Annotated in this window: 20 protein-coding genes; 13 read left to right on the top strand and 7 right to left on the bottom strand. The window is 67.1% G+C overall.

All coding sequences use genetic code 11. The features are described from left to right. Nucleotides 1–456, bottom strand: a 456-nt coding sequence (locus tag OXS49_RS27745) for a TCP-1/cpn60 chaperonin family protein (RefSeq protein ID WP_276082193.1), incomplete at its 3' end; no start/stop codon positions are given. 72 nt (nucleotides 457–528) lie between these two features. Further along, nucleotides 529–819 carry a co-chaperone GroES gene (gene groES / locus OXS49_RS27740; protein WP_007567860.1) on the bottom strand — a complete coding sequence of 97 codons (291 nt, stop codon included), beginning with the start codon at nucleotides 817–819 and terminating at the stop codon, nucleotides 529–531. Between the two features lie 198 nt (nucleotides 820–1,017). Here groES and OXS49_RS27735 point away from each other — a divergent pair, with 198 nt between their 5' ends. From OXS49_RS27735 to fabF, 4 genes are all read left to right on the top strand, one after another. Beyond that, on the top strand, nucleotides 1,018–2,004 hold the full coding sequence (locus tag OXS49_RS27735; protein ID WP_267427894.1) for a CorA family divalent cation transporter: 987 nt from the start codon (nucleotides 1,018–1,020) through the stop codon (nucleotides 2,002–2,004). Between the two features lie 201 nt (nucleotides 2,005–2,205). After that, nucleotides 2,206–3,666, top strand: coding sequence for a methyl-accepting chemotaxis protein (locus OXS49_RS27730; RefSeq protein ID WP_267427893.1), 1,461 nt, complete (start codon nucleotides 2,206–2,208; stop codon nucleotides 3,664–3,666). A 253-nt stretch (nucleotides 3,667–3,919) separates the two neighbouring features. After that, complete coding sequence (locus OXS49_RS27725) at nucleotides 3,920–4,345, top strand: MarR family transcriptional regulator (RefSeq protein WP_267427892.1); 426 nt, start codon at nucleotides 3,920–3,922, stop codon at nucleotides 4,343–4,345. A gap of 75 nt (nucleotides 4,346–4,420) precedes the next feature. Continuing rightward, entirely contained in the window at nucleotides 4,421–5,689 is a 1,269-nt protein-coding gene (gene fabF, locus OXS49_RS27720; RefSeq protein WP_267427891.1) for a beta-ketoacyl-ACP synthase II, read from the top strand. Between the two features lie 246 nt (nucleotides 5,690–5,935). Here the strand turns inward: fabF and OXS49_RS27715 are convergent, their stop codons facing one another. Continuing rightward, the gene (locus OXS49_RS27715; RefSeq protein WP_267427890.1) at nucleotides 5,936–6,160 is read right to left on the bottom strand and encodes an antitoxin MazE family protein; all 225 of its coding nucleotides are present in this window, start codon (nucleotides 6,158–6,160) and stop codon (nucleotides 5,936–5,938) included. 104 nt (nucleotides 6,161–6,264) lie between these two features. Here OXS49_RS27715 and OXS49_RS27710 point away from each other — a divergent pair, with 104 nt between their 5' ends. From OXS49_RS27710 to OXS49_RS27670, 9 genes are all read left to right on the top strand, one after another. Beyond that, the gene (locus tag OXS49_RS27710) at nucleotides 6,265–7,710 is read left to right on the top strand and encodes an amidase (RefSeq protein WP_267427889.1); all 1,446 of its coding nucleotides are present in this window, start codon (nucleotides 6,265–6,267) and stop codon (nucleotides 7,708–7,710) included. A 423-nt stretch (nucleotides 7,711–8,133) separates the two neighbouring features. Next, complete coding sequence (locus tag OXS49_RS27705) at nucleotides 8,134–9,909, top strand: acetolactate synthase 3 large subunit (RefSeq protein WP_244004856.1); 1,776 nt, start codon at nucleotides 8,134–8,136, stop codon at nucleotides 9,907–9,909. Between the two features lie 173 nt (nucleotides 9,910–10,082). After that, entirely contained in the window at nucleotides 10,083–10,625 is a 543-nt protein-coding gene (gene ilvN, locus OXS49_RS27700) for an acetolactate synthase small subunit (RefSeq protein ID WP_243917195.1), read from the top strand. Nucleotides 10,626–10,672: 47 nt separating this feature from the next. After that, complete coding sequence (locus OXS49_RS27695) at nucleotides 10,673–10,909, top strand: MazF family transcriptional regulator (RefSeq protein ID WP_267427888.1); 237 nt, start codon at nucleotides 10,673–10,675, stop codon at nucleotides 10,907–10,909. Next, entirely contained in the window at nucleotides 10,872–11,258 is a 387-nt protein-coding gene (locus OXS49_RS27690) for a type II toxin-antitoxin system PemK/MazF family toxin (protein ID WP_346016974.1), read from the top strand. Before OXS49_RS27695 ends, OXS49_RS27690 begins: the two co-directional genes overlap by 38 nt. Before the next feature lie 19 nt (nucleotides 11,259–11,277). Then, nucleotides 11,278–11,919 carry a glutathione S-transferase N-terminal domain-containing protein gene (locus OXS49_RS27685; RefSeq protein WP_244004847.1) on the top strand — a complete coding sequence of 214 codons (642 nt, stop codon included), beginning with the start codon at nucleotides 11,278–11,280 and terminating at the stop codon, nucleotides 11,917–11,919. 87 nt (nucleotides 11,920–12,006) lie between these two features. Continuing rightward, nucleotides 12,007–12,660 carry a TetR/AcrR family transcriptional regulator C-terminal domain-containing protein gene (locus OXS49_RS27680; RefSeq protein WP_244004846.1) on the top strand — a complete coding sequence of 218 codons (654 nt, stop codon included), beginning with the start codon at nucleotides 12,007–12,009 and terminating at the stop codon, nucleotides 12,658–12,660. Between the two features lie 12 nt (nucleotides 12,661–12,672). Next, nucleotides 12,673–13,692, top strand: coding sequence for a ketol-acid reductoisomerase (gene ilvC / locus OXS49_RS27675; protein ID WP_012322218.1), 1,020 nt, complete (start codon nucleotides 12,673–12,675; stop codon nucleotides 13,690–13,692). Between the two features lie 167 nt (nucleotides 13,693–13,859). Then, nucleotides 13,860–14,513, top strand: a complete 654-nt coding sequence (locus tag OXS49_RS27670; protein WP_267427885.1) for a pyridoxamine 5'-phosphate oxidase family protein — start codon at nucleotides 13,860–13,862, stop codon at nucleotides 14,511–14,513. 4 nt (nucleotides 14,514–14,517) lie between these two features. Here OXS49_RS27670 and tam read toward each other — a convergent pair whose 3' ends face one another. The 4 genes from tam to OXS49_RS27650 all read right to left on the bottom strand — a co-directional run. Next, on the bottom strand, nucleotides 14,518–15,300 hold the full coding sequence (tam, locus tag OXS49_RS27665) for a trans-aconitate 2-methyltransferase (RefSeq protein ID WP_267427884.1): 783 nt from the start codon (nucleotides 15,298–15,300) through the stop codon (nucleotides 14,518–14,520). Between the two features lie 23 nt (nucleotides 15,301–15,323). After that, nucleotides 15,324–16,025, bottom strand: coding sequence for a haloacid dehalogenase type II (locus OXS49_RS27660; protein WP_267427883.1), 702 nt, complete (start codon nucleotides 16,023–16,025; stop codon nucleotides 15,324–15,326). Next, entirely contained in the window at nucleotides 16,022–17,086 is a 1,065-nt protein-coding gene (gene trpS, locus OXS49_RS27655; RefSeq protein ID WP_244004838.1) for a tryptophan--tRNA ligase, read from the bottom strand. The genes OXS49_RS27660 and trpS overlap by 4 nt, the downstream gene beginning before the upstream one ends. Before the next feature lie 92 nt (nucleotides 17,087–17,178). Continuing rightward, the coding region (locus OXS49_RS27650; RefSeq protein ID WP_267427882.1) for a Fe-S cluster assembly protein HesB at nucleotides 17,179–17,792 on the bottom strand (614 nt) is incomplete at its 5' end.

Here is a 17,792-nt window from a genome sequence, read left to right as displayed (position 1 = left end):
CGACGAGATGGTGCCGACCTGGGCGACCTCGTCGGAGGTCGAGACCTTCTTGGCGCGCGCGATGATGTCCTTCACGGCGGCGGCCGTGGCGAGGTCGATGCCGCGCTTCAGGTCCATCGGGTTGATGCCGGCGGCGACGTACTTCGCGCCCTCGCGGACGATGGCCTGGGCCAGCACGGTCGCGGTGGTGGTGCCGTCACCCGCGATGTCGTTGGTCTTCGAGGCCACTTCGCGCACCATCTGGGCGCCCATGTTCTCGAAACGGTCGGAGAGCTCGATCTCCTTGGCGACCGTCACACCGTCCTTGGTGATGCGCGGGGCGCCGAAGCTCTTCTCGATCACGACGTTGCGGCCCTTCGGGCCGAGCGTCACCTTCACCGCATCCGCCAGGATGTCGACGCCGCGCAGCATCTTATCGCGGGCGTCGGCGGAGAAACGTACGTCTTTCGCTGCCATTGTGTGCCTCTTCGCTACTGGTTGAACCCCAAGGCCTCAGACGGCCTCAAAGGGCGGTGACGGGTGGTCCGATCAGAGGGCGACGACGCCCATGATGTCGGATTCCTTCATGATCAGGAGGTCCTGACCGTCGATCTTGACCTCGGTGCCGGACCACTTGCCGAACAGGACGCGGTCGCCGGCCTTGACGTCGAGCGCGTTGACACGGCCCTGCTCGTCGCGGGCGCCGGGGCCGACGGCGACGATCTCGCCCTCCTGCGGCTTCTCCTTGGCGGTGTCCGGGATGATGATGCCGCCCTTGGTCTTCTCCTCGCTCTCGATGCGACGGACGACCACGCGGTCGTGCAGCGGACGGAACTTCATGAGCTGCCCTCTTGCTTCAGGTCCGGAGTTGGCGTTGATGCGGCCACCGGGACCGCCGCGAACTCGACTGTTAGCACTCTGTCTCGGCGAGTGCCAAAGACGGCCGCGAGATAGGCGCGGGGCTGTTCCGTGTCAAGTCTGTCGCACCCTTTCGGGTGACGCGATGCCTGCCCCCCCGCTCATGGAAAATGCGCCGCGATGCTGAGCCTGCACGGCCCCGAAGGTCCGGTGGCGCCCGAGACCGCCCGCCGGATCGCGCGCAGCGCCGTGTGGATCGACCTGAACGATCCGACCTCCGAGGAAGCGGAAGCGGTCGAGGCCGCGACCGGGCTGCGCGTCCCGTCCCGGGAGGCCCTGTCGGAGGTCGAAACGTCGAGCCGCCTGCGCCGGGTGAAGGGCGGCCTGTCGCTGTCGACGCCGATGATCACCTTCGAGCGCAGCGCATCGCAGCTGAAGCCCCTGGGCTTCCTGCTGACGAAGGATCACCTCGTCACGGTCCGCTTCCATGAACTGCGCGCCTTCGAATCCGCGGCCAAGCGAATCATCGACGGGGACGGCAGCGCGACGCCGAGCGAGGTCTTCCTCGTGGTCCTGGAAGAGCTGGTGGACAGCTTGGCAGACTCGTTGGAGGACATGGCCTCTGAACTCGACAGCTTGTCCACCCGGATCTTCGATTTCGACGTGCGCGGCGCGGACCGTCGCCGGCTGGAGAGCCCGCCACCCCGGCGTCGGGATCTCGCATTGCGTCGGATCCTGCGCGGGATCAGCAACCGGGGCAAAGTCCTGGGCAAGATCCGGGCGAGCCTGCTGGGCCTGGAGCGGATCGTCCCGTTCGTGGCGGCGGCCTGCGACGCCCTCGGCCTTCCGGAAAACAGTCGCTTCGACACGATCAGCCGGGATATCGATTCCCTCGACGAATTCGAGACGCGGCTTGCCGAAAACGTTCAGTTCCTGCTCGACGCGGCTTTGGGCCTGATCAACATCGAGCAGAACAACGTCTTCCGCGTGCTGACCGTCGTGTCGGTGGTGGGCGTGCCTCCGACCCTGATCGCATCCATCTACGGCATGAACTTCAAGACCATGCCCGAACTCGACTGGGCCTACGGTTATCCCTACGCCCTTGCACTCATTCTTTTGAGTGCGCTCGCGCCGATTGTCTATTTTCGGATGCGAGGCTGGTTTTGAGGAAACAAAGAAAATTTTTTGAGAGTTCTTAGGCGGCAAATATCAATGCCAAGCAATTACCATATCTAACGACGCGATCGAACCATTAGATAATAGGCTACTGGCTTCTTGCTCATATCGAATGCAGACTCTGGCGCAAAATTTAGCACTCGTTTAAGGAACCTCTGTCTTTCTTCCCGGCGCAGACAAGCGGGCTCAGACATGTTCAAGAGATCCACCTACAGCGAGGCGCAAGCCAAGATCGAAGCCCTCGATCGATCGTTGGCCATCATCGAGTTTTCTATGGATGGGCATGTTCTTCATGCCAACGAAAACTTTCTGCGCGTGATGAAGTACACGCTTGCCGAACTCATCAACAAACATCACGGCATCTTCGTCGAGGACGCCGAGGCCAAGTCCGGAGACTACGCTCAGTTCTGGACCAAGCTGAAGGGCGGCCAGTACGTCACCGGCGAGTTCCTCCGCCTGGCCAAGGGCGGGGACCGGATCTGGCTCGAGGCCACCTACAACCCGATCCTGGACGCGGCCGGAAAACCCGTGAAGGTCGTGAAGTTCGCCTCCGACATCTCGGCGAAGAAGAACCAGATCGATCGGCTGATGTCGATGATCGACAACATGCCGGTCGCCGTGATGACCGTCGATCCACGTAACAATTTTCAGTTCGACTACCTCAATCAAACATCCCGCAGAACGCTAAAGCCGCTGGAGCAATATCTTCCGGTCAAGGTCGATGACATGCTGGAGCACTCGTTCGACGTGTTCCACATGAATCCCAAGCATCAGCGCACGATGCTGTCGGATGCCAGCCACCTGCCGCATCGGACCAAGATCAAGGTCGGGCCCGAGACGCTCGATCTGCAGGTCACGGCCGTCAACGACGAGCGGGGCAACTACATCGGGCCGATGGCAACCTGGTCCATCGTCACGGCACAGGTTCAGATGGCCTCCGAGGTCACGCGGGTGGTCGAGGCGGTCGGCTCGGCGATCCAGGAGATGCAGCAATCGGCCGAGGGACTGACACAGTCAGCCGATTCCGCCCGCCAGAAGGCGACCTCGGTGGCGGCGAACTCGGAGCAGATGAACAACGCCATCCAGGAAATTTCCGGCCAGGTCGGGCGCGTGTCCGAGCGGGCTCAACAGATTGCCACGCAGGCCGAGACCACTGACGCGACGATGCGGCAACTGGCCGAGAACGCCCGCAAGGTCGACGCGGTGGTCGGCATGATCAAGTCGATTGCCGACCAGACCAATCTTCTGGCGCTCAACGCCACGATCGAGGCGGCCCGTGCCGGCACGGCCGGACGCGGCTTCGCGGTGGTGGCCAGCGAGGTCAAGGCGCTGGCCGAGCAGACCGCGAAGGCGACCGGGGAGATTACCCAGCAGGTCTCGGCGATCCAGAGCGCGACCGGCGAGGCGGTGAGCGCCATCGAGATGATCACCGCGGCGGTGGCGGAACTCTCCAACCTGACGCTGGCGATGGCGAGCGCCGTGGAGGAGCAGGCGGTCTCGACCCACGAGATGTCGGGCAATATCGGCGGCGTCTCGCAGGCGGCCAACGCGACGGGCCAGTTTGCCGAAGCGGTCCGCGGCATTGCCGGGAGCCTGGCCGATTATTCCGCCAGCCTCGCCGAGAGCGTGAACCGCTTCACGAAGACGGCCTGATCCGGTCGGATCGCAGCCCACACCGCCGCGAACGCACACCCTCCCGGCTTCAGGATTTCAGCCTCGCCGTTCTTGCGGGTGGAGCACGGCAGCATCCCGATGCAGCGCTCCACCCGCCTCGCGGTGCCCTGAGCCACTTCGCTTTGTGCGTGCTAACACAGGGGGGTGAAGCCGGTCGAACGGCACAACCGACATCCGCCGCTGCGCCTGGATCCATCGCTCGCGGTTTGGATGCGGGCTATCGGATTGCACCATGTCGTTGCCGGATGCGCTCGCGAACTGTCTGGTGCTCAACACGGTCGCGGCGGCCCGCACCTTGTTGCGGCGGGGCGATGCCGCCTTCAAGCCGTTCGGCGTCACCGTCCAGCAATTCTCGCTCCTGGCGGCGATCCGGTTCAATCCGGAGACGCCCGTGGCCGTGCTGGCGCGCCGCATCCTGCTCGATCGAACCAGCCTGACGCGCAATCTGGATTTGTTGGAACAGAAAAACCTCGTCGAGCGTGTTGCGGGCACCGATACCAGTGCACGCCTGTGTCGATTGACCCAGGACGGGAGCGTTCTGCTGGATCAACTCTTGGACGTTTGGCAACGCGCCCAGGCAGACATACGGGACGGGTTCGACGAGACGGAAGCCGATACCTATCTGCGCCTCGTCAAACACTTCGCGCGCGGGAAATGAAGCGCCGCCGGCATTGCCCCGCCACGATGATGTGTATATGCACACCTAAGTGGGCGCGTTTCGCGGGGTTTCGTCGTGCAAGAGCCGATCGTCATCACGGGTCTCGGGGCCGTCTCGCCGTTGGGTTCCGGCGTGGCGGCGACCTGGGATCGGCTGAAAGCCGGGCAGAGCGGGATCCGGCGCAACACCCGATTCGATGTCGGTGATTGGAAATGCCGGATCGCCGGCCTCGTCCCCACGCGATCGGACGATCCGAGCGGCTTCGATGCCGAGCAGGTGATGGAGGCCCGCGAGCTGCGCCGCAACGACGTGTTCATCCACTACGCCATGGGCGCCGCGCAGGAAGCGCTCGATCAGGCCGGCTGGCATCCCGACGATCCGGCGCATCGCCGGCGCACCGCCACGGTGATCGCCACGGGCATCGGCGGCGTTCCGGCGATCACCGCCGCCTGCGAGACCATCCGCACCTCGGGCGCGCGGCGCCTGTCGCCGTTCGTCGTGCCGTCCTTCCTGCCCAATCTCGCGGCCGGCCAGATTGCCATCCGGTTCGGCTTCCAGGGGCCGGCCGGTTCGCCGACCACGGCCTGCGCCGCCTCGGCCCAGGCGATCGGCGATGCCGCGCGTATGATCCGCAGCGGCGAAGCCGACATCGCCCTGTGCGGCGGGACGGAGGCGTGCGTCGATCCCGTTGCGATCGGCGGCTTCACGGCGGCGAAGGCCCTGTCCGTCGCGTTCAACGATGCGCCGCACCGCGCGTCCCGTCCGTTCGACCGCGAGCATGATGGCTTCGTGCTTTCGGAGGGCGCGGCCATGCTGGTGATCGAGCGCCTCGGCCACGCCGAGCGGCGGGGTGCCCGTCCACTGGCGGTTCTGTCGGGCTACGGCACCACCACGGATGCCCATCACGTAACGTCGGGCTGGCCGGACGGGCGGGAAGCCGCCCGCGCGATGGAGATCGCCCTCGCGAACGCGGGGCTCCCAGCGGCCGACGTCAGCTACGTCAACGCCCACGCGACCTCGACGCCCGTCGGCGACGCGGCCGAACTCGCCGCCCTGACGGCGCTGTTCGGGCCGGCCGGCGGCGGTGTCCCGATCAGTTCGACCAAATCGGCGACGGGCCATATGCTGGGCGCTGCCGGGGCGATCGAGGCCGTGTTCTCCACGCTCGCGCTCCAGCATCAGGTCCTTCCGCCGGGCCTCAACATCGAGGAGCCGATGCCGGAGGCGGCGGGGTTCGATCTGGTCGAGGCCGCTTCACGGCCCTGGCCCGTGAAGCACGTGCTCTCGAACGCCTTCGGCTTCGGAGGCGTCAACGCGGCGCTGGTGTTCAGCCGATACTTATAATCCGGGCCGAGGGGGCCGTACGGATGTTCCGGAGACAGAGGACGCTACCTTGGCCGGTGGCAGTCCGCAGGTCGTTGGCCATAGCTACGGCGCCGCTGCCTGGCCAAGGAAGAAGGATCGTTCGGTTAGGCTGCAGGCGATCCACATCGTCCAGCTGTCCAATACGGTACTCAGATCGGTTTTCGGCCGGGCGTGGTTTGCCCGCATAATCCTTTCCGCCGGCGACCGTCCAGATCGCACCCCGCCTCATTCATCGTCTCGATCGGACACGGCATCGATGAAGGCCTGATCCTCCGGCTCGCGCGTGCTGGCGGCGATGGCGCAAGATTGGCGTTGCGCCTCGGCTTTGAACCCGGGTGCGCGCGCGTCAGGCGCCCAGATCTGTATGGGTCTCAGTCCTTGAGCACGGAGCCGCGCACGATCGTTGCGTACCTTTGCACGTGCGGATCCGGCGGTGGAAGCACGCGACATGTCTTGCTCGCTCGTCGGCAACACCCTTTAACCTAAGTGGCAATGAGGGGCTTGCCAACGCTCATCCCTCCGGTGGCCATCCTCACCGATCTGGAGACCTGACGATGCAGGACACGCGACCGGACGGCATCACCGCCATGGGCGCGGTGGACCTCGCCGCCGCCATACGCGGCCGGGTGGTCTCCTGCGTGGAGGTGATGCGCGCCTATCTGGACCGGATCCATCGGCTCAACCCGCAGGTCAACGCCATCGTGGCCCTGGCCGACGACGCGGCGCTCCTGCGGGAGGCCGAGGCTGCCGATGCCGCCCTGGCGCGCGGCGCTGCGGTCGGGCCGCTGCACGGCTTCCCGCTCGCCGTGAAGGATCTCGATCCGGTGCGCGGCCTGCGGTTCACGCAAGGCTCGCCGATCTTCGCGGACCGGATCGCCGAGACCGATTCGATCATGGTGGCGCGCCTGCGCGCCGCCGGGGCGATCTTCATTGGAAAGACCAACATCCCCGAATTCGGCCTCGGCTCGCACAGCTTCAACCCGGTCTACGGCACCACGGCCAATCCCTATGATCTGACGAAGAGCGCGGGTGGGTCGAGCGGCGGTGCCGCCGTCGCGGTGGCGCTGCGGATGCAGCCGGTCGCCGACGGCAGCGACCATGCCGGATCGCTGCGCAACCCGCCGGCCTTCAACAATTGCTACGGCCTGCGCCCGAGTTGGGGCCGGATTCCCGCCGAGGCCAAGGACGTGTTCAGCCCCGGGCTCGCGGTGCTCGGCGCGATCGGGCGGACGCCCGCCGATATCGGCCTGATGCTCTCCGTCCAGGCGGGTTACGACCCGCGCTGCCCGAATGCGATCCGCCAGGATCCGTCCGCCTTCGCGAGCCTGCGCGCCCGGGATTTCAGCGGCACCCGCATCGCGTGGCTCGGCGATTGCGGCGGCCAGATCCCGTTCGATCCCGGTGTGCTCGAACTCGGGCGCTCGGCTCTGACCACCTTCGTGGAGATCGGCTGCACCGTCGAGGAGGCGGTGCCACGCTACGACATGGAGCAGCTGTGGCAGGATTGGCTGGTGCTGCGGGCGCTCACCGTGGCGGCGGCGCTTCGCCCCTTCTACGACGAGCCCCGCCACCGGGCGCTGCTGAAGCCGGAGGCCGCCTGGGAGGTCGAGCGGGGGCTGGCGCTCAGCGCCGACCGGATCATCGCGGCGCTGGAAGGTCGCACGCGCTGGTACGAGACCCTGCGCCGCTTCATGGAGGCCTACGACTTCCTCGTGATGCCAACGACGCAGGTCTTCCCGTTCGACAAGGACCTGCGCTGGCCCGAGACGGTCGGCGGGCGGCAGATGGATACCTACCATCGCTGGATGCAGACCGTGATCCCGGTCACCATGGCGGGCCTGCCCGCGCTCGATGTGCCGGCCGGATTCGGCGCGGCCGGATTGCCCACCGGCATCCAGATCGTCGGGCCGAACCACGGCGAACTCGCCTGCCTGCAGCTCGGCGGCGCCTACGACGCGGCGAGCAACTGGGTCCGGCGGTACCCGCCGCCTCTGAACTGAGGGCGTGGCACGTCGACCAAGCCGATACGATAACGGGCACGGATGCGTTGACCCGCCCGACGCTCTCCGCTAATAGGCCCGACACCCTGCACGTCGACCATGAGCCAGTTCCGGATCATGTGGCCGTCGCGGGGCAGGTTCGGATATCCGATGACCACGGTCCTTATTGTAGCGGTAGCGTCACCGACGGGGCGGCCCTGAGCTAGGGCCGCAATCCGGGCGGTGGCGCATGCAGGGTCCCTCGGGGCCCTTTTTTGTTGCCCGCGGCCCGGCGGACGAAACTGACACGGACGGTTATCCGAGGCGAAAGGCACCTTCGGGCGAGGCGGACACTGCTTCATCAGACGAGGGTGCGGGGAGAGAGGACGGGGCCGGGCGGCGATCGCGGATCGCCGTGGTTCCGGAGAGCGCGAGGAGACGAGCATGGGCGGCGAGGTCATGACCGGGGCCGAGATGGTCATCCGGGCCTTCCAGGATCAGGGTGTCGATACGCTGTTCGGGTATCCGGGCGGCGCCGTACTTCCGATCTACGACGCGCTGTTCCATCAGAACGCCGTCAAGCACATCCTCGTGCGCCACGAGCAGGGCGCCGTCCACGCCGCCGAGGGCTATGCCCGCTCCTCCGGCAAGGTCGGCTGCGTCCTCGTTACCTCCGGCCCGGGCGCGACCAACATCGTCACCGGCCTGACCGACGCGATGCTGGATTCGATCCCGCTGGTCTGCATCACCGGCCAGGTCCCGACCCATCTGATCGGCACCGACGCGTTCCAGGAATGCGACACGGTCGGCATCACGCGCCACTGCACGAAGCACAATTACCTGGTCAAATCGATCGACGACCTGCCGCGCATCCTGCACGAGGCGTTCTACGTCGCGGCCAACGGCCGGCCCGGCCCGGTCGTGGTCGACCTGCCCAAGGACATCCAGTTCGCCTCCGGCCTCTACGAGCGCCCGGAGATCGCGAGCCACAAGACCTACCGTCCGGCCGTGAAGGGCGATTCCGACCGGATCCGGGCGGCCGTCGACTTGATGGCGACCGCCCGCCGGCCGGTCTTCTACACGGGCGGCGGCGTGATCAATTCCGGCCCGGAAGCCTCGCGCCTGCTGCGCGAGCTCGTCCGCGAGACCGGCTTTCCGGTCACCTCGACCCTGATGGGGCTCGGCGCCTATCCGGGCACGGACGAGAAGTTCCTGGGCATGCTCGGCATGCACGGGACCTACGAGGCCAACCTCGCGATGCACGAATGCGACGTGATGATCTGCGTCGGCGCCCGGTTCGACGACCGGATCACCGGCCGGCTCGACGCGTTCTCGCCGTTCTCCAAGAAGATCCACATCGACGTCGACGCCTCCTCGATCAACAAGGTGGTCAAGGTCGATGTCGGGATCGTCGGCGATTGCGCCTCGGTGCTCGCCGATATGCTGGAGGCATGGCGCGCCCTGCCGTCGCGGCCCGACGCGTCGAACCTCGAGCCGTGGCTGCAGAAGATCAAGACCTGGAAGGCGCGGGACTGCCTCGCCTACTGGCCCTCGGGCACGATCATCAAGCCGCAATACGCGGTCCAGCGGCTCTACGAGGCCTGCAAGAGCCGCGAGACCTACATCACCACGGAGGTCGGCCAGCACCAGATGTGGGCCGCCCAGTACTTCAAGTACGACGAGCCGAACCGCTGGATGACCTCGGGCGGGCTCGGCACGATGGGTTACGGCCTGCCGGCCGCGATCGGCACGCAGCTCGCCCATCCGGACGGGCTGGTGATCGACATCGCCGGCGAGGCCTCGATCCTGATGAACATGCAGGAGATGTCGACGGCGGTTCAGTACCGCCTGCCGATCAAGGTGTTCATCCTAAACAACGAGTACATGGGCATGGTCCGGCAGTGGCAGGAATTGCTGCACGGCTCGCGCTACTCGCAGAGCTACTCGGAGAGCCTGCCGGACTTCGTGAAGCTCGCGGAGGCCTACGGCGCCAAGGGCATGCGCTGCGACAAGCCGGGCGACCTCGACGGCGCCATCGCGGAGATGCTGGCCTATGACGGCCCGGTGATCTTCGACTGCATCGTCGACAAGACCGAGAATTGCTTCCCGATGATCCCGTCGGGCAAGGCGCACAACGAGATGCTCCTGTCCGACTACCTCGGTGAGACCGGCGTCGAACTCGGCGACGTGATCTCCGAGGAAGGCAAGATGCTGGTGTAAGGGACTGAGATCCCAGGATTGATCTGCAATAACCTGGTTTCAAAAGGTCGAGACCTTTTGCGGGTGAAGGGCGGAGCCCTGCTGTCGGGCTTCGCCCGATGCGTCGGGGGCCTGCTCCGACACCCCGCCGAAGGGCACGTCCTTCGGAAACCCAGACGAGGACGAGGCCGGCCATGAACGCGATGAACACCCACTACCCCGATGCCGGCCGCGTCGAGCCGGTGAACCGGCACACCCTGGCGGTGATCGTCGACAACGAGCCCGGCGTGCTCGCCCGCATCTCGGGCCTGTTCTCCGGCCGGGGCTACAACATCGAGAGCCTGACGGTCTCCGAGACCGAGGAGGCGCGCCACATCTCGCGCGTCACCATCGTGACCACCGGAACGAACGCCGTGATCGAGCAGATCAAGGCGCAGCTCGACCGGCTGGTGCCGGTGCACCGGGTGGTGGACCTGACGCTCCAGGGCAACGCGCTGGAGCGCGAGATCTGCCTCGTGAAGGTGAAGGGGGAGGGCGAGCACCGGAGCGAGGCCCTACGGCTGGCCGCCGCCTTCGGCGCCAAGACGCTCGATGCCACGCTCAACTCCTTCGTGTTCGAACTGACCGGCGCCACCGAGGAGATCGACCGGTTCGTGCGCCTGATGAGCGTGATCGGGCTGGTGGAGATCTGCCGGACCGGCATCTCCGCGATGGGGCGCGGGGCGGAGCCGCTGTAGGATCCGGCCGATTGGACTATGATGCCGGGAGAGTGGGAGAAGCTCTCATGGAAGCCAAGCTCACGCGCACCGGCGACGAATTCGTGATTCGGATCCCTGCGAACGAGGGCGATCGGCACGGTCTGACGGATGGGCAGACCGTCGAGATCCTGCCGCGTCGGCGCAGGGAGACACTGCAGGACATGATCGCCGAGATGGATCGGCTCGGGCCAGCCTATCGCCCTCCCGTCGTGGATTGGGGGCCGGATGTCGGCGCCGAGATCATCCATGACGACTGGACATGACCCTCGAGAATTGCCGGAGGCCGGGGATCTCGTGTGGGTGGATTTCCGGCCGACGCTCGGCCGCGAACAATCCGGTGTTCGACCTGCCCTCGTTCTGACAACCCGCGATTTCCACGCGCGGAACGCGACCGCCATCGTTTGCCCGGTGACACGCAACGTCGATCCCTGGCCGACAAAAATCATGCTTCCGCAAGGTTTGGCGATTTCCGGTGCGGTCCTGACCGATCAGATCCGGAACGTCGATCGCGCCGCACGCGGTTTCCGCCGCATCGATCGTGTCTCGCTCGAAACGCTCGACGCCGTTCGCCAGAAGCTCGCGAACCTGCTCGGATTCAACCCGCTTCCCTGATCGAAGGATGACCGACCGCATGGCTCGCACCCTCTACTACGCCCCCGGCGCCTGCTCGCTGGCCGCCCACATCATCCTGGAGGAATCCGGGCTGCCCTACGAGGGCGTGAAGCTCGACCTCGCCGCGGGCGACCAGCGGCGGCCGGAATATCTATCCATCAACGATCGCGGTCGCGTGCCGGCGCTGACCGAGGACGCGTGGGTGCTGACCGAATGCGCGGCCATCCTGCGCCATGTCGCCCGCTCGGTGCCCGAGAAGGCTTTGTGGCCCACGGATCTGCGCGAGCAGGGGGCCGCCGACGAGTGGCTCGGCTGGCTCGCCTGCAACCACCACGTCACCTACGCCCATGTCCGCCGCCCGGAGCGCTACAGCGAGGATGAGAGCGCCTTCGACGGCATCAAGGCCAAGGCCGCCAACACCTACGCGGATCTCGCCACCATGACCGAGGTGCGCCTCTCGCACGGCGGCTGGGCGGTGGGCGACCGGTTCAGCGTGGTCGATGCCTACCTGATGGTCTTCTGGTTCTGGGCGAACGGCCCGACGCTCCGGTTCGACATGGCCGGCCGCTTCCCGGCCTGGACCGCCCATGCCCGCCGCGTTGCCGAGCGCCCGGCCGTGCAGGCCGTCTTCGCCCGCGAAGGGTTGCCGCTGCCGCGCTGAGCCTCAACGGTCGCGGCACCGACTTGCCGCGACCAACGAATCGGCCTAAAGCGCGTACCGTACGGTACGGTACGCCATTTCGAGACGATGCAACCCAGCCCCACAGCAGAGCAGGACGCGCCATCGGCCCGCCAGCAGGCGGTGCTGGATGCCGTGCTCGGCCTCATGGTGGAGGACCGGGACCAGCTCACCATGGACGCCGTGGCGCGCCGGGCGAGCTGCTCGAAGGAGACGCTCTACAAGTGGTTCGGCGACCGCGACGGATTGCTGACCGCGACGGTGCGCTGGCAGGCCTCCCGGGTCCATGCCGGGTACGACACCGCGCAGGTGCTCGACGGCGCGACCCTGCGGGAGCGCCTGCAGGATTTCGCCGTGACGTGGCTGGAGGTGATCACCGGCCCGACCTCGGTCGCGCTGAACCGCATCGCGATCGCGCATGCCGGGTCGCACAAGAGCAATCTCGGCGGTATCGTCCTGGCGAACGGGCGCTTCGCCATCGGCGAGCGGGTGAAACCGGTGCTGGAGGCGGGGCGCGCGGTGGGGCTTCTGGCCTTCGCCGACAGCGAGGCCGCCTTCCGCACCTTCTTCGGCCTCGTCGGCCGCGATATTCAGATCCGACTTCTGCTCGGCGAGGCGCTCGACCTCTGCGGAGATGAGATCCGGCGCGATGCGGACCGCGCCGTGGACCAGTTCCTGGCCCTCTACGGCCAGGTCAAACCCGAACCGAACCACCAAACTTAAAAGGAGACAGACATGCGGGTGTATTACGATCGCGACGCCGACCTGAACCTGATCAAGGGCAAGAAGGTCGCCATCGTCGGCTACGGCAGCCAGGGCCATGCCCACGCGCTCAACCTGCGCGATTCCGGCGTGAAGGACATCGTCATCGCGCTCCGCGAGGGTTCCGCCACCGCCAAGAAGGCCGAGCACGAGGGCTTCAAGGTCCTGTCGGTGGCCGAGGCCGCCAAGTGGGCCGACGTGGTGATGATGCTCACCCCGGACGAGCTGCAGGGCGACATCTATCGTGAGTCGCTCGAAGGCAACATGAAGCAGGGCGCCGCGCTGCTGTTCGCCCACGGCCTCAACGTCCACTTCAACCTGATCGAGCCCCGCAAGGACCTCGACGTCCTGATGGTCGCCCCGAAGGGCCCCGGCCACACCGTGCGCTCCGAGTACCTCCGCGGCGGCGGCGTTCCGACCTTGATCGCCATCGCGCAGGACGCGTCGGGCAACGCCCATGACCTGGGCCTGTCGTACGCCTCGGCCAATGGCGGCGGCCGCGCCGGCATCATCGAGACCACCTTCAAGGAAGAGTGCGAGACCGACCTGTTCGGCGAGCAGGCCGTGCTGTGCGGCGGCTTGGTCGAGCTGATCAAGGCCGGCTTTGAGACCCTGGTCGAGGCGGGCTACGCCCCCGAGATGGCCTATTTCGAGTGCCTGCACGAGGTGAAGCTGATCGTCGACCTCATCTACGAGGGCGGCATCGCCAACATGAACTACTCGATCTCCAACACGGCCGAGTACGGCGAGTACGTCACCGGCCCGCGCATCGTCACGCCCGAGACCAAGGCCGAGATGAAGCGCGTGCTGAACGACATCCAATCGGGCACCTTCACCCGCAACTGGATGCTGGAGAACAAGGTCAACCAGACCTCGTTCAAGGCGACCCGCGCCAAGCTCGCCGCCCACCCGATCGAGGAGGTCGGCGCCAAGCTCCGCGGCATGATGCCGTGGATCTCCGAGAAGGCGCTGGTCGACAAGACCCGCAATTAATTCGGGATTTTTGCGGCCGGGCTTGGCTCGGCCGCAGCCTTGAGGGGCCGGTCACGCGAAGGCGTGGCCGGCCTTTCGCGTTGCAGGTTGCCCAAGGCTGCGCTTCCCGGCCATAAGCCCCGCGGCGGTCCCGCCCATACGAGGACCGGCAAGCGGAGAGGACACCCATGGCATCGCTCTATTCCGACGCGCACCGGGCGTTGCAGGAGGAGTTCGGCACCACCAAGCTCGCCGTGCGGCTCGATGAAGATTGGGTTCACGAGAGCGTCCAGCCGGACGAGGCCGCCTTCATCGGCTCCCGCGACATGTTCTTCCTCTCGACCGTCGACCCGGATGGGATGCCGACCGTTTCCTACAAGGGCGGCCCCACGGGCTTCGTGAAGGTGCTCGACGCCAACACGCTCGTCTTCCCCGGCTTCGACGGCAACGGCATGTTCTACTCGATGGGCAACATCGAGGGGCAGGCCAAGGTTGGCCTGCTGTTCATCGATTTCGAGACGCCCCACCGCATCCGCGTGCAGGGCCACGCGACGCTGCTGCGCGACGACGCCCTGATGGCCGAGTACACCGAGGCGAAATACCTGGTGAAGGTCGCGGTGACGAAGATCTGGGTCAATTGCCCGCGCTACATCCACAAGTACCAGAAGCTCGAGCAGAACAAGTACGTGCCGCGGCCCGGCCGCGAGACCCCGCTCGCCGCCTGGAAGCGCCTCGACCTCGCGGGCGACGTGATCAGCGACGCCGACAAGGCCCGCGTCGCCCAGGAGGGCAAGCTGGAGGTCTCCGAGTACGAGGCGCTCGTCGCCCGCGGCGAGGCCTGATCCGCTAACCCGCCCGGCGCGCCACCATGAATACCCGCGGGAAGGCGAGCAGTCGCCGTCCGTCGCTGCGGGGCGGATAGGCCCCGTCGATGGCGGATTGGTAGGCGGCCAGGAAGCCGGCCTTGTCCGCGGCGTTCAGCGGGTCGAGGAAGGGGCGCAGGCCCGTCGCGCTGACCCAGTCGACGATGGCGGCGGCATCCGCCATCCCGTGGTGATAGGTGGTACACCAGACATCGACTGCATCTGCGTGGGGTGCCAGGAGGTCGTAATAGGCGGCTGGATCGAGCATCCGCCCGAGGCGCCCGGCCACGGCGGGATCGCCGATCGCCGCCGCCCAGGGGCCTGCGGCCGCGACTTCCCGCATCAGGCGATGCGTGGGCTCGGCAAGATTGTCGGGCATCTGCACGGCGAGCACGCCGCCCGGGGCGAGGAGACCGAGCAGCCGCGGCAGCAGGGTCGCGTGGTCCGGCAGCCATTGCAGCACGGCGTTGGCGTAGATCAGGTCCGGCCCGCGCTCGGGCACCCAGGTCGCGGCATCGGCCTGCGCGAACGTGAGATCGGGCAGGCGGGCGCGGGCGCTCTCCAGCATGGCGGGCGAGGTGTCGAGGCCGATCACCTCGGCGTCGGGAAAGCGCGCGGTGATCAACGCAGTGGAATTGCCGGGTCCGCAGCCGAGATCATAGGCCAGAAGCGGCGCGTCGAGGGGCACGCGGGCGAGCAGTTCGGCGGCGGGGCGGGTCCGCTCGTCTTCGAAGCGGGTGTAGAGGGCGGGGTTCCAATCGGCCATCGCAAACCCTCCGTGGACGAGCCTCAGCAGCCGAGCTGGTCGGCGAGATCCGCCAAGTCCCGCGCCGCGTAGGTGACCGGTACCGTCGGCGCGGTCTCGCCGCCGGCCGGGCCGTGCTCCTGCGGGCGGGCGATGTGGGCGGTGGCGAGACCGTGGCTCGCGGCCGATGCGAGATCGTTCGAATGGGCGGCGACCATCATGGTCTCTCCGGCCGCGAAGCCGAAGGCCGCGACCGCATCGCGGTAGAGCGCCGGCTTCGGCTTGTAGTCGCGCGAATAACCGGCCCCGAGCACCGCGTCGAAGATCAGGCCGTTGCGGCGGGCGAGGTCGGCCATCAGCCGGACAGGCCCATTCGAATTCGGCGCCAGGAGGTGTTTTTCACGTAAGCGCCGCAGCGCGTCCGGCACATCGGGCCACGCATCGAGTCGGTGCCACGCCTGGACCAGTTCGCGCTGCACATCGTCCGACACGCCCGCGATGCCGAACTGCGCCAGCACGTCGGGCAGGGATTCCGCCTGGAGCGTGTCGAGGTCGACGTAGGGCCGGGCGCCGGAGCGCACCGTCTCCATCGAGGGGTTGTAGCGGGCGCGCCAGGCATCCGCGAAGGCTCCGGCATCGAGGTTCGGCGCGATAGGCGCGAGCAGCCGCGCAGCCTCACGGGCGATTCCGGAGCGCCAGTCGACCAGCGTCCCGAAGACGTCGAAGACCAGCGCCCGGACGGTCACCGCACCGCCTGAAGGCTCGGACCGCGCCGGACGAAGCCGACGATATCCTTGACGGCATCCAGCGTCTGCGCCGCGATGGTCTCGGCCCGATTGCTGCCGTCGGCCAGGACCGCATCGATATGGCCCGGATCGGCCGTGAGGCGGCGCATCTCCCCGGCGATCGGCCCGAGGCTCGTCACCGCGAGGTCGGCGAGCGCCGGCTTGAAGGTCGAGAATTGCGCCCCGCCGAAATCGCGCAGCACGTCCTCGCGGGTGATCCCGGCGAGCGCCGCGTAGATCCCCACGAGGTTGTCGGCCTCCGGCCGCTCCTTCAGGCCATCCACCTCGGAGGGCAGGGGCTCGGAATCCGTCTTCGCCCGGCGGATCTTCTGGGCGATCGTATCGGCCTCGTCGGTGAGATTGATGCGGGCGTTGTCGGACGGGTCCGACTTCGACATCTTCTTGGTGCCGTCGCGCAGCGACATGACCCGGGCGGCCGGGCCGCCGATCAGCGGCTCCGTGATCGGAAAGAACGCGTCGCCGTGGCCGTGCGCCGCAATCGAGGATCCGAAATCGGTGTTGAACTTCTGGGCGATGTCCCGGGTCAGCTCCAAGTGCTGCTTCTGGTCCTCGCCGACCGGCACATGCGTCGCCCGGTAGGCCAGGATGTCGGCCGCCATCAGCACCGGGTAGTCGTAGAGCCCGATCGAGGCGTTCTCCCGATCCTTGCCGGCCTTCTCCTTGAACTGGGTCATGCGGTTCAGCCAGCCGAGGCGGGCGACGCAGTTGAACACCCAGGCGAGCTCGGCGTGTTGCGGCACCTGGCTCTGGTTGAACACGATCGAGCGTTTCGGGTCGATGCCGGCGGCCAGGAACGCGGCCGTGACCTCGCGGATCTGGCCGCGCAGGGCTTCGGGATCCTGCCAGACGGTGATCGCGTGCATATCGACCACGCAGTAGAGGCACTGCGCGTCGCGCTCCTGCATCTCAACGAAGCGCTTCACCGCCCCAAGGTAATTGCCGAGATGCAGATTGCCGGTGGGCTGGACGCCCGAGAAGACCAATTCGGTGAACGCGGCCATCGGCGCCGATCCTGAGCAAGATAAGACCGGGGCTCCGCGCCAGCCGGGCGAAGGTTACTCGCACCCGTGGGCTGGACCGGTCAAGGATGCGTTCACGGCTCCCGCGTCGACACTTTCGCGCTCGGGCAGAGATCGACCAGGACGCAGCGCCCGCAGGCCGGGCGGTGATGATGGCAGACGTTCTGGCCATGCAGCATCAGGATCTCGTGGTTGTCGTAGAGATCCTGCGCGCTCCAGTCGTCGGGGAGTTGCGCCCGCAGGATCGGGTGCGCGGGGCCGACATCGACGCGCGGGCCGATCAACCCCAGGCGCTGGGCAACCCGGTGATGGTGGCTGTCGACCGGCAGCGCAGGCATCCGCAGGGTAGAGAACGACAAGACCGCCGCGCTGGTCTTGGGGCCGACCCCCGGGATCGCCTGCAGCCACGCCCGCGCGGCCTCGACCTCCATGTCGGCCAGGAAGGCGAGGTCGAGGCTGCCGCGACGGTCGCGCAGGGCCCGCAGCACGTCGCGGATGCGCGGCGCCTTCAGCTCCGGCCAGGTCACGCCCGCGATGGCGGCCTCGATCTCCGGCACATCCGCGTCGATCATCGCGTTCCAATCCGGGAAGCGCGCGCGCAACGCCTTGAAGGCCCGGCCCGACTCCGCGTTGCGCGTCCGGTGCGACAGGAGCGAGGAGACGAGTTCGCTGACCGGATCCAGGCTGT

Origin of the sequence: Methylobacterium sp. GC_Met_2, from assembly GCF_026540795.1 — a bacterium.
Classification (GTDB): domain Bacteria; phylum Pseudomonadota; class Alphaproteobacteria; order Rhizobiales; family Beijerinckiaceae; genus Methylobacterium.
Note: the sequence above shows the minus strand (reverse complement) of the source record. Positions and strands in the feature narration are given on the sequence as shown.

Excerpts from the sequence above, each read along its gene's own strand:
- groES (WP_007567860.1), bottom strand. The coding sequence starts at position 819 with ATGAAGTTCCGTCCGCTGCACGACCGCGTGGTCGTCCGTCGCATCGAG.
- OXS49_RS27735 (WP_267427894.1), top strand. The coding sequence starts at position 1,018 with ATGCTGAGCCTGCACGGCCCCGAAGGTCCGGTGGCGCCCGAGACCGCC.
- OXS49_RS27730 (WP_267427893.1), top strand. The coding sequence starts at position 2,206 with ATGTTCAAGAGATCCACCTACAGCGAGGCGCAAGCCAAGATCGAAGCC.
- OXS49_RS27725 (WP_267427892.1), top strand. The coding sequence starts at position 3,920 with ATGTCGTTGCCGGATGCGCTCGCGAACTGTCTGGTGCTCAACACGGTC.
- OXS49_RS27715 (WP_267427890.1), bottom strand. The coding sequence starts at position 6,160 with ATGTCGCGTGCTTCCACCGCCGGATCCGCACGTGCAAAGGTACGCAAC.
- OXS49_RS27710 (WP_267427889.1), top strand. The coding sequence starts at position 6,265 with ATGCAGGACACGCGACCGGACGGCATCACCGCCATGGGCGCGGTGGAC.
- OXS49_RS27705 (WP_244004856.1), top strand. The coding sequence starts at position 8,134 with ATGGGCGGCGAGGTCATGACCGGGGCCGAGATGGTCATCCGGGCCTTC.
- ilvN (WP_243917195.1), top strand. The coding sequence starts at position 10,083 with ATGAACGCGATGAACACCCACTACCCCGATGCCGGCCGCGTCGAGCCG.
- OXS49_RS27695 (WP_267427888.1), top strand. The coding sequence starts at position 10,673 with ATGGAAGCCAAGCTCACGCGCACCGGCGACGAATTCGTGATTCGGATC.
- OXS49_RS27690 (WP_346016974.1), top strand. The coding sequence starts at position 10,872 with ATGTCGGCGCCGAGATCATCCATGACGACTGGACATGACCCTCGAGAA.
- OXS49_RS27685 (WP_244004847.1), top strand. The coding sequence starts at position 11,278 with ATGGCTCGCACCCTCTACTACGCCCCCGGCGCCTGCTCGCTGGCCGCC.
- OXS49_RS27680 (WP_244004846.1), top strand. The coding sequence starts at position 12,007 with ATGCAACCCAGCCCCACAGCAGAGCAGGACGCGCCATCGGCCCGCCAG.
- ilvC (WP_012322218.1), top strand. The coding sequence starts at position 12,673 with ATGCGGGTGTATTACGATCGCGACGCCGACCTGAACCTGATCAAGGGC.
- OXS49_RS27670 (WP_267427885.1), top strand. The coding sequence starts at position 13,860 with ATGGCATCGCTCTATTCCGACGCGCACCGGGCGTTGCAGGAGGAGTTC.
- tam (WP_267427884.1), bottom strand. The coding sequence starts at position 15,300 with ATGGCCGATTGGAACCCCGCCCTCTACACCCGCTTCGAAGACGAGCGG.
- trpS (WP_244004838.1), bottom strand. The coding sequence starts at position 17,086 with ATGGCCGCGTTCACCGAATTGGTCTTCTCGGGCGTCCAGCCCACCGGC.